Annotated in this window: 12 protein-coding genes; 8 read left to right on the top strand and 4 right to left on the bottom strand. The window is 72.0% G+C overall.

Features of this window, described 5'->3' with window-relative positions; all coding sequences use genetic code 11:
- Positions 1-80 precede the first annotated feature (80 nt).
- The 3 genes from ACIQZN_RS29745 to ACIQZN_RS29735 are packed head-to-tail and all read left to right on the top strand — an operon-like array spanning position 81 to position 3264.
- Positions 81-1340, top strand: coding sequence for a sensor histidine kinase (locus ACIQZN_RS29745; protein WP_404000387.1), 1260 nt, complete (start codon positions 81-83; stop codon positions 1338-1340).
- The gene (locus ACIQZN_RS29740; protein ID WP_404000287.1) at positions 1337-2017 is read left to right on the top strand and encodes a response regulator; all 681 of its coding nucleotides are present in this window, start codon (positions 1337-1339) and stop codon (positions 2015-2017) included. The genes ACIQZN_RS29745 and ACIQZN_RS29740 overlap by 4 nt, the downstream gene beginning before the upstream one ends.
- Positions 2018-2040: 23 nt before the next feature.
- Complete coding sequence (locus tag ACIQZN_RS29735; protein ID WP_404000284.1) at positions 2041-3264, top strand: cytochrome P450; 1224 nt, start codon at positions 2041-2043, stop codon at positions 3262-3264.
- A gap of 35 nt (positions 3265-3299) precedes the next feature.
- Here ACIQZN_RS29735 and ACIQZN_RS29730 read toward each other — a convergent pair whose 3' ends face one another.
- Complete coding sequence (locus ACIQZN_RS29730) at positions 3300-4925, bottom strand: ABC transporter permease (protein WP_404000281.1); 1626 nt, start codon at positions 4923-4925, stop codon at positions 3300-3302.
- The gene (locus ACIQZN_RS29725; RefSeq protein ID WP_404000278.1) at positions 4922-5836 is read right to left on the bottom strand and encodes an ATP-binding cassette domain-containing protein; all 915 of its coding nucleotides are present in this window, start codon (positions 5834-5836) and stop codon (positions 4922-4924) included. The genes ACIQZN_RS29730 and ACIQZN_RS29725 overlap by 4 nt, the downstream gene beginning before the upstream one ends.
- A 99-nt stretch (positions 5837-5935) precedes the next feature.
- Between ACIQZN_RS29725 and ACIQZN_RS29720 the strand changes: the two genes are divergently transcribed.
- A complete protein-coding gene (locus tag ACIQZN_RS29720; protein WP_404000275.1) occupies positions 5936-6490 on the top strand; it encodes a GbsR/MarR family transcriptional regulator in 555 nt (184 codons plus the stop codon).
- Between the two features lie 13 nt (positions 6491-6503).
- Here ACIQZN_RS29720 and ACIQZN_RS29715 read toward each other — a convergent pair whose 3' ends face one another.
- Complete coding sequence (locus ACIQZN_RS29715; RefSeq protein WP_404000272.1) at positions 6504-7355, bottom strand: diacylglycerol kinase; 852 nt, start codon at positions 7353-7355, stop codon at positions 6504-6506.
- Between the two features lie 186 nt (positions 7356-7541).
- On the opposite strand from ACIQZN_RS29715, the gene ACIQZN_RS29710 reads away from it, so the two are divergent.
- The 4 genes from ACIQZN_RS29710 (at position 7542) to dnaN (ending at position 12286) form a co-directional block, all read left to right on the top strand.
- A complete protein-coding gene (locus tag ACIQZN_RS29710) occupies positions 7542-8825 on the top strand; it encodes an adenylosuccinate synthase (RefSeq protein ID WP_404000269.1) in 1284 nt (427 codons plus the stop codon).
- Positions 8826-9018: 193 nt separating this feature from the next.
- A complete protein-coding gene (locus ACIQZN_RS29705; RefSeq protein ID WP_404000384.1) occupies positions 9019-9909 on the top strand; it encodes a glycoside hydrolase family 19 protein in 891 nt (296 codons plus the stop codon).
- Positions 9910-10097: 188 nt separating this feature from the next.
- A complete protein-coding gene (locus ACIQZN_RS29700; protein WP_404000267.1) occupies positions 10098-10994 on the top strand; it encodes a glycoside hydrolase family 19 protein in 897 nt (298 codons plus the stop codon).
- Between the two features lie 149 nt (positions 10995-11143).
- The gene (gene dnaN / locus ACIQZN_RS29695; protein ID WP_404000264.1) at positions 11144-12286 is read left to right on the top strand and encodes a DNA polymerase III subunit beta; all 1143 of its coding nucleotides are present in this window, start codon (positions 11144-11146) and stop codon (positions 12284-12286) included.
- A 68-nt stretch (positions 12287-12354) separates the two neighbouring features.
- On the opposite strand, the gene ACIQZN_RS29690 is transcribed toward dnaN, so the two are convergent.
- Positions 12355-14583: a protein kinase gene (locus ACIQZN_RS29690; protein ID WP_404000261.1), complete on the bottom strand. Its 2229-nt coding sequence runs from the start codon at positions 14581-14583 to the stop codon at positions 12355-12357.
- Positions 14584-14646 lie beyond the last annotated feature (63 nt).

Here is a 14646-nt window from a genome sequence, read left to right as displayed (position 1 = left end):
CGGCCCGCCGCCCCGCCTACCGTTGAGGCGTGACCGAGACCAAGACCAGAAGCCCGGAGCTACGGCTCGCCGCGCGTGCGATGGACGACCTCTGGGAAGACCTCTTCGAGGACGCCTTCGCCTACCGGCCGATGTCACCGATGCGCACGGACGGGCCGCTGACCGGGCGGCTGCCGCGGCGGCTCGCGGCACGGGCCGCGTGGGCCCCGCACGCGGTGGTGCTGGGCACCGCGCTGATCACCTTCATGGCGGGGTTCGTCGTCACCAGCAACGCCGGCGTCCTGCTGTCCGGCCTGCTGCCCGCCGCCTGTGTGGCGATGACGCTGATCAGGCCGGTCGGGGCGTTCTGGATGTCGATGGTTCTGATGCCGGTGAGCGTGGTGGTGGGCGGCTACGAACCATGGTCGCCGAGCCTCCTCATCTCCCACCTGGTGGTGCTGTTCGTCGTCGCGGCCAGGACCCGGCCGCGCACTGCCGCCTGGATGTGGGTGCTCACGCTGCTGCTGGGCCTGGTCGTGGAGGGCGTCGTCACCGGCGGGGCCGGCGGGCCGAACACCGCGGGCATGGCGGTGGCGTCGGCGTTCGCGCTGCTCGTGGTGAGCCTGGTCCAGGTCCGGCGGGAGGCGCAGCGCGAGGTCACCGTGCAGCGCACCGTCACCGCCGTCGAGCGCGACCGGCGCACGCTGCTGGAGGAGCGCACCACGATCGCCCGCGAACTCCACGACGTGGTCGCCCACCACATGTCCGTCGTCGCCATCCAGGCCGAGGCCGCCCCGTACCGGGTGGAGAACCCGCCACCGGAGCTGGAGCAGGCGTTCGCCACGATCCGGGAGAACGCCGTGGCCGCGCTCACCGAACTGCGCCGGGTGCTCGGCGTCGTCCGGGCCGACGACTACGAGGCACCGGACGCGCCGCAGCCCACCCTCGCCGATCTCGACCGGCTGCTCGCCAACGTCGGGGAGGCGGGCCTGGTGACGGAGAAGGCGGTGACCGGCGCGGTCCGCGAACTGCCCCAGGGCGTCGAGCTGTCGGCGTACCGGATCATCCAGGAGGCGCTCAGCAACAGCCTGCGGCACGCCCCGGGCGCCACGGCCCGGGTCGAGATCGGCTACGTCCTCAGCGGGCTCGGCCTGCGCGTGGTCAACGGACCGCCGACCGCCCCGGTGAAGCCGTCGCCGGGGGCCGGGCACGGAATCACCGGCATGCGGGAGCGGGTCGCGATGCTGAACGGCGAGATGACCGCCGAGGCCACCGAGGAGGGCGGTTACGAGGTCACGGCCTTCATCCCGGCCCAGCAGACGGCGCCCGGTGCGCCCGGCGCCTTCAAGGAGCAGGTATGACCACGCAGCCCGCCGCCCCGCCGATCCGGGTCCTGATCGTGGACGACCAGATGATGGTCCGCGAGGGCTTCTCGGTCCTGCTCAACGCCATGCCAGGCATCGAGGTCGTCGGCGAGGCGGTGAACGGCCGCGAGGCCGTCTCCCAGGTCGCCGCGCTCCGCCCCGACGTGGTGCTGATGGACATCCGCATGCCGGAGCTCAACGGCATCGAGGCGACGCGGGAGATCGTCGCCGCGGACGAGGACGCGAAGGTCCTGGTCCTCACCACCTTCGACTTGGACGAATACGTCTACCAGGCCCTGCGCGCGGGGGCCTCCGGCTTCCTGCTCAAGGACGCCTCGGCCCGCCAGCTCGCCGACGGCGTACGTGTGGTCGCCGCCGGCGAGGCGCTGCTGGCCCCCACCGTGACCCGGCGCCTGATCACCGAGTTCTCCAGGCTCGCCTCCGCTCCCCGCCCTCCGGCCCTGGCCCGCGTCGGCGACCTCACCGAGCGCGAGACGGAGGTGCTCGTCCTCATCGCCCAGGGCCTGTCGAACGCGGAGATCGCCGGACACCTCGTCGTCGCCGAGTCGACCATCAAGACCCACGTGAGCCGCATCCTGGTCAAGCTCGGTCTCCGCGACCGCACCCAGGCCGCCGTCTTCGCCTATGAGGCCCGCTTGGTCACCCCTTCCTGAGCACCGTGGTCTAGCGTCGGCCCATGGACCAGCCCAGCACCTCCCCCGCCCCGTTCGACCCCTGGTCGGCGGCGTTCGTCGCCGACCCGTACCCCGCCTACGCCGAGCTGCGGGCCACCGGCCGGGCGCACTACTTCGAGCCCACCGACCAGTGGCTCGTCCCGCACTACGCCGACGTGTCGGCCCTGCTGCGAGACCGGCGGCTGGGCCGCACCTACCTCCACCGGTTCACGCACGAGGAGTTCGGCCGGACACCACCGCCCCCGGAGCACGAGCCGTTCGAGACGCTCAACGGGCAAGGGCTGCTGGACCTCGAACCGCCGGACCACACCCGCATCCGGCGCCTGGTGTCCAAGGCGTTCACCCCGCGCACCGTCGAACAGCTCGTCCCCACCGTCCAGCGGCTGGCAGCCGGACTCGTGGACGACTTCGTCGAGCAGGGCGGGGGCGACCTGCTGTCGGCCGTCGCCGAGCCGCTGCCCGTGGCCGTGATCGCCGAGATGCTCGGTATCCCGGAGTCCGACCGGGCCCCGCTGCGGCCCTGGTCCGCGGCGATCTGCGGGATGTTCGAACTCAACCCGTCCGAGGACACCGCCCGCGCCGCCGTCCGTGCCTCCCTCGAATTCTCCGCGTATCTGCGCGAGCTGATCGCCGAGCGGCGCGCGCACCCGGGCACCGACCTCATCTCCGCCCTCGTCGCCGCCCACGACGAGGGCGAGCGGCTGACCGAGCAGGAGATGGTCTCCACCTGCGTCCTCCTCCTGAATGCCGGGCACGAGGCGACCGTCAACACCACGGTCAACGGCTGGTGGACGCTGCTGCGCCACCCCGAGCAGCTGGCCGCCCTCCACGCCGACCACGGGCTTCTGCCCACGGCGCTGGAAGAACTGATGCGGTACGACACCCCCCTCCAGATGTTCGAGCGCTGGGTCCTGGACGACATCGAGATCGACGGCACGGTCATTCCACGGGGCTCCGAGGTGGCCCTGCTCTTCGGATCGGCCAACCGCGATCCCGCCCGCTTCGCGGCCCCGGACACCCTGGACCTCGCCCGGCGGGAGAACCCGCACATCACCTTCGGCGCCGGCATCCACTTCTGCCTGGGCGCCCCGCTCGCCCGGGTCGAACTGGCCGCCTCCTTCGGTGAGCTGCTGCGCAAGGCCCCCGGCCTGCGACTGGCCGCCGAGCCCGAGTGGAACCCGGGCTATGTCATCAGGGGCCTGAAGGAGCTGCGGGTCGAGGTCTGAGGCCGCGGGCGGGCGGGACTCCCGCGCGCCCCACCTCAGGTGACCAGGTCCCGGCGGCGCAACGCCGCCAAGGCCGCGGCCACCAGCGCCGCCGACAGCACGGTGAGGAGCAGCACCGGTCCCCACTCCATCCCCGCTCCCGGCAGCTTCGGCAGGTGCGTGAACGGCGAGGCGTCCATCACCGGCTGCGGCAGGTCCAGGGCGGGCCCGATCCAGCCGAGCGCCAGGCAGAGCCCCACCACGCCCCAGCTCGCCGGGGCCGCCCTCGGTATCGCCCCGTGGAGCAGGGCCGTGATCGCGCCGAGCAGCCAGACGGCGGGCAGTTGCACCAGACAGGCGCCGAGCACGGCCGGAAGCGCGTGGCCGTATCCCGCAGCCAGGCCGAGACCGCCGACCGCCATGATCAGGGCCGCCCCACCGAAGGCGATGAGCAGATGGCCCCCCGCCCAGTGGAGCCGGCCGACCCCGCCCGCGAGCACCGGCTCCGCGCGGCCGGCGGTCTCCTCACCGTGCAGCCGGAGCACCGACGCGGCGATGTACAGAGCGGCGACCGTGCCGAGCACGGAGACCATCGAGGCGAGAAACGCGTCGGTGAGGCCGGACTGCCCGCCCATCCGCTCGAAGATCTCCCGGGCCTTCTCGTTGTCCCCGACCAGGTCCGCCGCCCCGCCGGCCAGTCCACCGAAGACGAACCCGACCACGGCGAAGGACACCGTCCACCCCAGGAGCGCACCGCGTTGCAGCCGTATCGCCAGATGCCAGGCGGTGGACATCCGGCCCCGTGCCGGCCCCGGACGCGCCGCCAGGAAGCTCATACCGACGTCCCGGCGCCCCGTCAGCGCGTACGCCACGAGGCACTGCACCGCCACCGCGCCGGCGATCAGGAGGAGCACCCACCAGCGCTCGTCCGCGTACGGCCGGACGTTCTCCGCCCAGCCGAGCGGGGAGAGCCAGGTGAGGAGGGAGGAGCCGTCGTCCGTGGCCGAGTCGCCCGCCGCCTTCAGGACGAACGCGGCACCCACCACCGCCGCCGTGACCCCCTTTGCGAGGCGCCCGCTCTCGGTGAACTGGGCGGCGATCGCAGCGGTGCAGGCGAACAGCATCCCGACCCCGGCGACGGCCGACGCGAGCGCCACCGCCCCCGCGCCCCCCGCACCCGAGCCGGCCATCCCGGCTGTGATCACCAGCGCCAGGCCGGCATGGGCGATGAGCGCCGCGAGCAGTGCGGCGGTGAGCGGAGCACGGCGCCCCACCATCGCCGAGGAGAGCATCTCCTGACGACCCGTCTCCTCTTCCTCCCGGGTGTGGCGCACGACGACGACCAGGCTCATCACCGCCGCCAGCGCGGCGCCGAAGGCGAGCATGCGCCAGCTGACAAGCCCTCCGACGGAGTCGCCGAACACGGGCCCGTACATCGCCCGCACGGAGCTGTTGCCGTTCATCGACGCGGCGAGCTCGGCTCGTTGGGCGGGCGTTTCGTAGAGCGAGGAGATGGACGTACCGACGGAGGAGAAGGAGCCGCCGAGAACGAGCACCCAGACGGGGATGACGATGCGGTCGCGCCGCAGGGCGAGTCTCAGCAGGGCCCAGGTCCCGGTGAGCTGACCGGTGGAGGCGCGGCGCCGCACGCCCGCCTTCGTCGCGAGGGGTACGGCGGTCATCGCGCCACCACCCCTGACGACTGCCCGGCGTCCGCCGTGTAGTGGCGGAGGAAGAGCTCCTCCAGCGTGGGCGGGGTGCACGTCAGCGAGCGGACGCCGGACGCGGAGAGGGACTTGAGCACGGCGTCCAGCTGGTCCGTGTCCACCTGGAGCGAGACCCGCCGCCCTTCGACGTCGAGGTCATGGATTCCGGGGAGCCGTGTCAGGCCGTCCGGATCGCGTATCAGCTCGGCGCTGATGTGCGTCCGCGTCAGATGGCGCATGTCCGCCAGCGATCCGGTCTCCACCGTCCGGCCCTGGCGGATGATGCTGACCCGGTCGCAGAGCGATTCCACCTCGCTCAGGATGTGGCTGGAGAGCAGGACCGTCCGGCCGCGCTCGCGCTCCTCGGCCACGCAGCCCTGGAAGACCTCCTCCATCAGCGGATCGAGCCCGCTCGTCGGCTCGTCCAGGATCAGCAGGTCGACGTCCGACGCGAAGGCGGCGACCAGGGCCACCTTCTGCCGGTTCCCCTTGGAGTACGTCCGCCCCTTCTTCGTCGGGTCGAGCTCGAAGCGGTCCACGAGGTCCGCCCGCCGGGCCCCGTCGAGACCACCGCGCAGCCGCCCGTACAGGTCGATCACCTCGCCGCCGGAGAGGTTGCGCCACAGCGTGACGTCCCCGGGCACATACGCCACGCGCCGGTGCAGCTCGACCGCTTCGCGCCAGGGGTCGCCGCCGAGCAGCTGGGCCGCACCGGAGTCGGCTCTGAGCAGCCCCAGCAGGACCCGGATGGTGGTGGACTTCCCCGACCCGTTCGGACCGAGGAAGCCATGGACCTCACCGGTCTCGACGGCCAGGTCGAGCCCGTCCAGCGCCTGCGTCCGGCCGAACGATTTGCACAGTCCGGCCACGGTGATTGCCTTCGTCATGATTTTGAACGTACGCTACTTTCACAAAATTGTGAAGTTAAGGAACCGTATAAACTCGAAGGAGTGACATGCAGTGGCGCACCGAGGAAGAGGAGCGGGATGAGCGGCGAATCCGCGGAGGAGAAGGCGGCCGAGGGCGCGGTCCGGGGCCCCGGGGACCGGGACGCCGAGGCCGTCGCGCGGTTTGTCGAGCGGTTCGCGTCCGAGATGACCGAGGCGGGGATGCAGCGCATGGCCTCGCGCGTCTTCGCGGCCCTGCTCGCGGACGACGACGCCTCGATGACCTCGGCGGAGCTCGCCCTGGCCCTGCAGATCAGCCCCGCCGCCGTATCCGGCGCGATCAACTACCTCACGCAGGTCAGCATGGTCGGCCGCGAGCGCGAACCGGGCTCCCGCCGCGACCGGTACCGCTTGCACAACGAGATCTGGTACACCACCTTCGCCAGCCGCGACCAGGTCCTCACCCGCTGGGAGCGCACCCTCAAGGATGGTGCGCGCACGCTCGGCGAGCACACCCCGGCCGGCGCCCGGATCGCCGAGACGGCGGCGTTCTTCGAGTTCCTGCAGTCGGAGCTGGAGGGGCTGATGGGCCGCTGGGAGGAGCACCGCAAGACCCTCGACCTGCCGGCGGGCGGCTCCGGCGCGGGCACCTGAGCACCCGCGCCCGTTATCCCGCCGGGAGCATCAGCCCCCAGGCCCCCGCCCGTACCGTCCACGTCCGGGTCCGCACCGGCCCCGCGACCTGTATGTCCGCCCGGTAGCGGAAGTCCGCCCCCGAGACCGTGACCGCCTTCGCCTCCGTGGTGACCGGGGCGGTGTCCGGCGCGTCGATCGTCACGGCGGCCAGGCCGTCGTCGCCGCAGCCCGACCTCACCGTCACGGAGGCGACCGGGCGGTCGAGGTCGTTCAGCACGACGCCGTCGGCCTCCACGCGCAGCCGGTGCGTCGGCGGCACGGCGGGCGGCTCCGGAGGCGCGGGGCGCACCAGGGTGCGGACCAGGGAGCGGCAGGCGTCCCAGACGGAGGACACGCCCGGGCGGTCGGCCCCCGTGCCGGGGGCGCCGTTCAGCGCGGGGATGCGCAGCGCGCCCAGGACCACGCCGTCGCTGTCGTCCACGAGCAGGTCGAGGCGGCGCACCGCCCCGTCCAGCGCCGTGCGCGCCGCCGCCACGGCACCGTTCGGCACGCCGAGCGAGTGGGCGAGTTCCAGCGCCCCCGACGCGCCGACGGGGACGAGCGACAACGCGCTCATGGCGGGCTCCCGCTCCCGGTGCAGCAGCGACACGGCGCGCCGCAGCGCCCGGTCGTCGCCGATCACCACCGGCCGCCGGCCGCCCCGGCGGGACAGGGCCCGGGTGAATTCCCCGGGGCTGTCCGGGAGGCAGATCTTGGCGTGCGAGCCGGCGCTCAGCACGTCCTTCGCGATGCGGACGGACTCGCCGTCCGTCCGGCGGGCGACCGGATCGATCACCACCAGCAGGTGGGGCGCACCGTTACCGGGGGGCTGGGCAGCCGACACCTCGGTCCTTCCTCGGGTAGCATCTTGGTGCAAGAGCCCCTTGCGCTATTGCGCCAGGGGTTTCGTCTATTCCGGGGCACCCGGTTCGACGGTTCGGACGGTGCCGTACAACGACGTACGGCATGTACGGCGTTTTCGTACGCCCCCTGACCTTGGACATGCCCCGCCCGGAAGGGGTGTACGCCTGTGCCCGCACTTGTGCTGCTCGGTGCTCAGTGGGGTGACGAGGGCAAGGGAAAGGCCACCGACCTCCTCGGTGGATCCGTGGACTATGTGGTGCGCTACCAGGGCGGCAACAACGCCGGCCACACGGTGGTCGTCGGTGACCAGAAGTACGCACTGCATCTCCTCCCCTCCGGCATCCTGTCACCGGGGTGTACCCCGGTCATCGGTAATGGTGTCGTCGTCGACCCGGCGGTCCTGCTCTCCGAGCTGAGTGGGCTGAACGACCGCGGCGTGGACACGTCGAAGCTGCTGATCAGCGGCAACGCTCATTTGATCACCCCGTACAACGTCACCGTCGACAAGGTGACGGAACGGTTCCTCGGGAAGCGCAAGATCGGTACCACCGGTCGCGGCATCGGCCCGACGTACGCCGACAAGATCAACCGGGTCGGCATCCGCGTCCAGGACCTCTACGACGAGTCGATCCTGGAGCAGAAGGTCGAAGCGGCCCTGGAGCAGAAGAACCAGCTTCTGGCCAAGGTCTTCAACCGGCGCGCCATCGAGGCCGGCAAGGTCGTCGAGGACATGCTCCAGTACGCGGAGCAGCTCAAGCCCTACGTGGCCGACACGACGCTCCTGCTGAACAACGCCATCGACGCGGGCAAGGTCGTCCTGTTCGAGGGCGGCCAGGGCACGCTGCTCGACGTCGACCACGGCACGTACCCCTTCGTGACCTCCTCGAACCCGACCGCGGGTGGCGCCTGCACCGGTGCGGGCGTGGGTCCGACCAAGATCAGCCGGGTCATCGGCATCCTCAAGGCGTACACGACCCGTGTCGGCGCCGGGCCGTTCCCGACGGAGCTGCTCGACGAGGACGGCGAGGCGCTGCGCCGGATCGGCGGTGAGCGCGGTGTCACCACCGGCCGTGACCGCCGGTGCGGCTGGTTCGACGCGGTCATCGCGCGGTACGCGACCCGGGTCAACGGCCTCACCGACTTCTTCCTCACCAAGCTGGACGTGCTGACCGGCTGGGAGCAGATCCCGGTGTGCGTCGCGTACGAGATCGACGGCAAGCGCGTCGAGGAGCTCCCGTACAGCCAGACCGACTTCCACCACGCGAAGCCGGTGTACGAGATGCTCCCGGGCTGGTCCGAGGACATCACCAAGGCGAAGACGTTCGCCGACCTGCCGAAGAACGCGCAGGCGTACGTGAAGGCGCTGGAGGAGATGTCCGGCGCCCCGATCTCCGCGATCGGCGTCGGCCCCGGCCGTACCGAGACCATCGAGATCAACTCGTTCCTGTAGTCGTACAGGAGCACAGGAGGGCCGGGGCGGCGGTTGAGCCTCGGCCCTCCGGCATGTGGGCGCTCAGCGAGGCCGCCTGGTCTAGACCTTGACAGGTTCAGACCAGCGACGGTTGGGTGCAGGGATGCCCGCACGGCCCGCCCGCCGAGGTGTGCGGCGCACCATGCCCGTCCTGTCGAAGGAGTGAGCAGCGCTGAACCGCATCAAGAGCATCCTGACCGTACTGAGCGCGGTCGTCGCCACGGCGGCCTTCCTGCCCGGCGTCGCCACCGCCGCACCGGCCGCCTCGGACACCACAGGCTCCACGTCGTGCGCACCCCTGTGGAACTCCTCGACCGCCTACACGGCCGGCGGCACGGTCTCGCACCACGGCCGCAACTGGACGGCGAAGTGGTGGACGCAGAACGAGAATCCGGGCGCCGCCACCGTCTGGGCGGACGCGGGCGCCTGTACGGGCGGGGTTTCCGACTTCGTCATCAGCGAGGCGGAGTTCGACGAGATCTTCCCCGGGCGCGATCCCTTCTACACCTACCAGGGCCTGATCGACGCGCTGCACGCGTATCCCCGCTTCGCCAACACCGGGACCGAGGAGACCAGGAGCCGTGAGGCGGCGGCGTTCCTGACGCACGCCGACTTCGAGTCGGTCGGCCTGCAGTACGTGAAGGAGATCAACGAGGCCAACTACTGGATCAAGTGCGACTACAGCCAGCCGTTCGGCTGTCCGGCCGGGCAGTCCGCCTACTACGGGCGCGGCCCGATCATGTTCAGCTGGAACTTCAACTACAAGGCCGCCGGAGACGCGCTCGGCCTCGATCTGCTCAACGACCCGTGGCTGGTGGAGCGTGATCCGTCCGTCGCCTGGCAGACCGCGCTCTGGTACTGGAACACCCAGAACGGTCCCGGCACCATGACCTCCCACGACGCCATGGTCGGCGGGGCCGGCTTCGGGGAGACCATCCGCTCGCTGAACGGCTCGCTGGAGTGCAACGGCGGGAACCCCGGCTCGGTGGAGGCCCGGGCGGCCAAGTACGAGCACATCACGGATCTCATCGACGTCGACCCGGGCTCCCATCTCACTTGCTGACGCCGTGTCGAACCCCGGGGCCAGTGCGATCTTCGCGTCGCGCGAGGGCCCCGGGCGCCTCGCGGCGGAAGAGGTTCCGTTTTTTGGTCTAGACCTTGACAGGTCCAGACCAACCGCGCTTGAGTGGCGGCAACCCCCCACAGCGGTGCGCCGCGACGATCGGTGCGCCGCGACGAAGGAGTGTGCAGATGTTCCGTCGCATCATGGGCCTGCTCGCCGCGCTGGGCGCGGTCGTCGCAGGGCTTGTCGTACTCCCCGCCACCACCGCGTCGGCCGCCGACTGCGCGGCCGCCTGGAACGCCTCGTCCGTGTACACCGGCGGCGGCGCCGCCTCGTACAACGGGCACAACTGGACCGCCAAGTGGTGGACCCAGAACGAGAAGCCGGGCAGCTCGGACGTCTGGGCCGACCAGGGCGCCTGCGGAAGCGGAGGCGGCACGGACCCGGGCGACCCGGGCTCCTCCTCCGGATTCGTGGTCAGCGAGGCCCAGTTCAACCAGATGTTCCCCGGCCGCAATTCCTTCTACACGTACAGCGGGCTGGTCGCCGCGCTGGACGCCTACCCGGGCTTCGCGAACACGGGCAGCGACACCGTCAAGAAGCAGGAGGCCGCGGCCTTCCTCGCCAACGTCAGCCACGAGACCGGCGGGCTGGTGTACATCGTCGAGCAGAACACCGCCAACTACCCGCACTACTGCGACAGCAGCCAGCCCTACGGCTGCCCGGCGGGCCAGGCCGCGTACTACGGACGCGGTCCGATCCAGCTCAGCTGGAACTTCAACTACAAGGCCGCGGGCGACGCGCTCGGCATCGACCTGCTGGGCAACCCCTACCTGGTCGAGCAGGACGCCGCCGTGGCCTGGAAGACCGGCCTCTGGTACTGGAACACCCAGAGCGGCCCCGGCACCATGACCCCCCACAACGCCATGGTGAACGGCGCCGGCTTCGGTGAGACGATCCGCTCCATCAACGGCTCGATCGAGTGCAACGGCGGCAACCCCGCCCAGGTCCAGAGCCGCATCGACAAGTACCAGGCGTTCGTCCAGATCCTCGGCACCACGCCCGGTTCCAACTTGAGCTGCTGACCAGCGCTTTCACCCGGCAACTTCACTCGTGTGGGGGACGCCTCCGGCCTTGCGGGCGGGGGCGTCCCCCGCCTCGTTGTCAGTGGTCGCCTCTAACGTCGCAAGCGTCGGGACCGCAAACGGTCGGCGCACGAGGAGAGGTCATCACGATGGAGTTCCGGATCGAACGGGGCGAGCTGACGGACGCCGTCTCCTGGGCCGCCCGCGTCCTGCCCACCAGGTCGCCCGTGCCCGTCCTGGGCGGGCTGCTGCTGGAGGCGGCGGACGACCGGCTGAGCATCTCCGGTCTGGACTACGAGGCGTCCGCCCGCATCGAGGTCGCGGCGCGGACCGAACGGCCCGGAAAGGTCCTGGTCATGGGCCGCCGCCTCCTGGACGTGTGCAAGGTGCTCCCCGAGGGACCGGTGGAATGCGCCGTCGAGGGTTCGCGGTTCACGGTGACGGGCGGCGGCGCCGGATTCGGTCTGTCCGTCCTGCCGTTGGACGACTACCCCGCGCTGCCCCCGCTGCCGGAGATACTCGGTGAGGTGGACGGGCCGCAGTTCGCGGCAGCCGTCGCCGATGTGTCGGTGGCCGCCGGCCGGGACGACACCCTTCCCACGCTCACCGGAATCCGCCTGGCTCTCGACGGCGAGCGGATGACCCTCGCGGCCACCGACCGCTACCGCTTCGCCGTTCGTACGCTCGACTGGCGGCCCACGGGCCACGGCGTCGCGGCCGACGTCGTCGTCTCGGCCCGTCGGCTCAGCGAGATCGCCCGCTCGGTCGGCACCCACCCCGGTACGGTCCGCCTCGCCCTGGACAGCGGTTCGGCGGGCTTCGACCGGGAAGGCATGCGCACCACGGTCCGGCTGCTCGACGGCCGGCTCCCGCGCCACGACAAGCTGTTCGTGCTCAGCGGCCCGGTCAAGGCGGTCACCGAACGCGAACCGCTGGTCGAGGCGGTGAAGCGGGTCGCGGTCGTGGCGGACGGCGACAGCCCGCTCCAGTTCGCGTTCACCGGGGACTCCGTCCTGCTCCAGGCCGGGTACGAGGACGACGTGGCCTCCCAGCGCCTGCCCGCCGGACTCCTGGGCGCCGACGAGATCACCGTGGGGTTCAACCCCTCCTACCTGATGGACGCGCTGGCCACATTCGACACCCCGGTGGTCCGGTTCCAGCTCATGGGCCAGGGCCAGCGCGCCATGATCACCGGGCACCGGGACCACGAGGAGGCGGCGGCAGCGGCGGACGGGGCGGGGGACACGGTCCACCAGCACCTGCTCATGTCGCTCCGGCCGCTGGTCCAGTGAAACCGGCGGCGGGGCGGGGCAGGGGACAGCCGTACGTACGCACCGGCGGCACCGCCCGGCCCGGCGGGTCAGCCGGTCTTCGTGTACGTGAGCTTCTCGCCGCTCGACGTGTTCTCACGGCTCAGCCCGCCGTCCGGGAGCAGGGTGAGCGTGGTCGGAGCCCCTGGAGTGCAGGAAGCCGCCGGTTCGCCCTCCGTCACGGTGGAGGGGCCGATGCTGACGGACTCGCCGTCGGCGGCCTCGGCGGTCAGGGTCGCCTCGAAGACGCAGCGGTAGGTGCCGCCGGAGGCGAGGGGGCCTTCGGCGGTCAGGGTGAGGACCGTGTCGCCCACCGAGCCCTGGCGGATGACGAGTTCACGGGTGGAGTGGCCGGTGGCGTTGTCGATGCTGCCGGACCAGGAGCCCAGGTACCCGTCGGGGACGCCGCCCTCCTCGCCGTTGTCCCCGTCGTCGGGCGAGGGATCCGGGGAGACGTCGGGCGAGGGGGAGTCGTCGATGGCCTGCGACGGGGAGGGGCCGGCCGAGCGGGTGGGCTTGGCCGTGGGCGTCCCGCCCTTGTCGTTCATGAGGGCGTAGACGGACCCGCCCGCGCCTATGGCGACCAGGACGGCGACGAGGATCAGCGCGATGGTCGAGCCGCTGCTCCGGCGGGGCGGTTCGGGCGCGGGGGCCGGATGCTGGGTGCCGGTGGGGTACCCGGGGCCGTACGGGGGAGTGGCGCCCTGGCCGGGCTGCTGCGGGTAGCCGTACGGGTAGCCGTGATCCGGGCTCGGCTGCTGGGGGTAGCCGTATGCCTGGCCCTGGCCGGGCTGCTGGGGATAGCCGTACGTCTGGCCGGGGTTGGGCTGCTGCGGGTGGCCGAAGCCTTGGACCTGTTGCGGCTGGGCGGCCTGGTGCGGGTAGCCGTAGCCCGGGGGCGGCCCGCTCGGCGGCGTGGCGCCGGCCCCGGTCGCGCCGACGGCCGCGGTGGGGAGCGCGTGGACGGACCCGGGCCCGGGCTGCCCGGGGGACGGGAGCGGGGCGGTCGGACCGGTGGGGGCGTCGATGACCTCGGTCGCCGGCTCGGCGGGAGCCCCGGCGCCCGGGTCGGACGGGGCGTCGGGGGCAGCGTCGGACGGGGCATCGGACGGGGCATCGGAGACAGCGTCGGACGGGGCGTCGCTCACCGCGTCGGCGGGGGCGCCCGGCTTGGTGAGGGCGACCGCGCCCTGCGACTTCCCGGCGCCCGGGGCGGGGGCGGTGCTCGGAGTCCGGGCCGGATCCGGGTCCGGCACCGCGTCCGCCGGTGCGGCGTCACCGGGCCCCGCATCGGCGGGCGCCGCGCCATCCGGCACCACGGCGCCGGACGGCACCGCGTCCTCGGGGTCCTCGGAGTCGAGCAGTTCCACGGCGTGGCGCCCGAGTTGGGCGAGGAGCGCGCCCGGGAGCCAGGGCTCCGCGCTGTTGTCGCCGTCGGCCAGGAGCGCCAGGATGTCGTCGCTGGACGGCCGGGCCTGCGGGTCCTTGTGGAGGCAGCCGCGGATCAGGTCGTCGAGCCCCGGAGTGACCCCGGTCAGGTCCGGGTCCTCCTGGGCGATGCGGAACAGCAGCGCGTGCATCTCGTTGGCCGCGGCGCCGAAGGGAAGCCGGCCGGTCAGGGCGTACGTCAGCACCGACCCCAGGCAGAACACATCGCTCGCCGCGCTCACCCGCTCGCCCCGCACCTGCTCCGGAGACATGAAACCGGGCGTCCCGACCAGGGCGCCGGTGCGGGTGAGACCGCCGTCGGTGATGGTGTCCAGAGCCCTGGCTATCCCGAAGTCGATGACGCGCGGTCCGTCGATCGTGAGCAGGATGTTGGAGGGCTTCAGGTCCCGGTGGATCAGGCCGGCCGTGTGGATGGCCTTCAGGGCGTGCGCCAGGCCGGAGCCGAGAATGCGGACGGACCGCTCCGGCAGGGGGCCGTAGGCGCCGAGGGCCGGGCCGGACAGGGTGCCCGGTCTGCCCGAGACGGTGGCGTGGAGGGAGGGACCGGCCACATATCCGGTGGCGACCCACGGGACATCGGCCTCGGTATCGGCGTCCAGGACCGGCGCGGTCCACGTGGAGCCCACCCGGCGGGCGGCCCGCACCTCCTGGCGGAACCGGTCGCGGAATTCCTGCTGTGCGGCCAGCTCCTCGCGTACCAGCTTGAGCGCGACCGTACGGCCGCGATCGGACCGGGCCAGATAGACCTGGCCCATCCCGCCCACGCCGAGGCGCCCCAGCAGCCGGTAGGCGCCGATGCGCTGTGGATCGGTGGACCCGAGCTTCTCCATGGTGTGCGGCCTCCCCCGTACGACAACACGCCGGACGGGGACGAGAATAGCGGCGTGGATCGT

The sequence above is a fragment of the Streptomyces sp. NPDC097595 genome (assembly GCF_044761525.1).
GTDB lineage: Bacteria > Actinomycetota > Actinomycetes > Streptomycetales > Streptomycetaceae > Streptomyces > Streptomyces drozdowiczii_A.
Note: the sequence above shows the minus strand (reverse complement) of the source record. Positions and strands in the feature narration are given on the sequence as shown.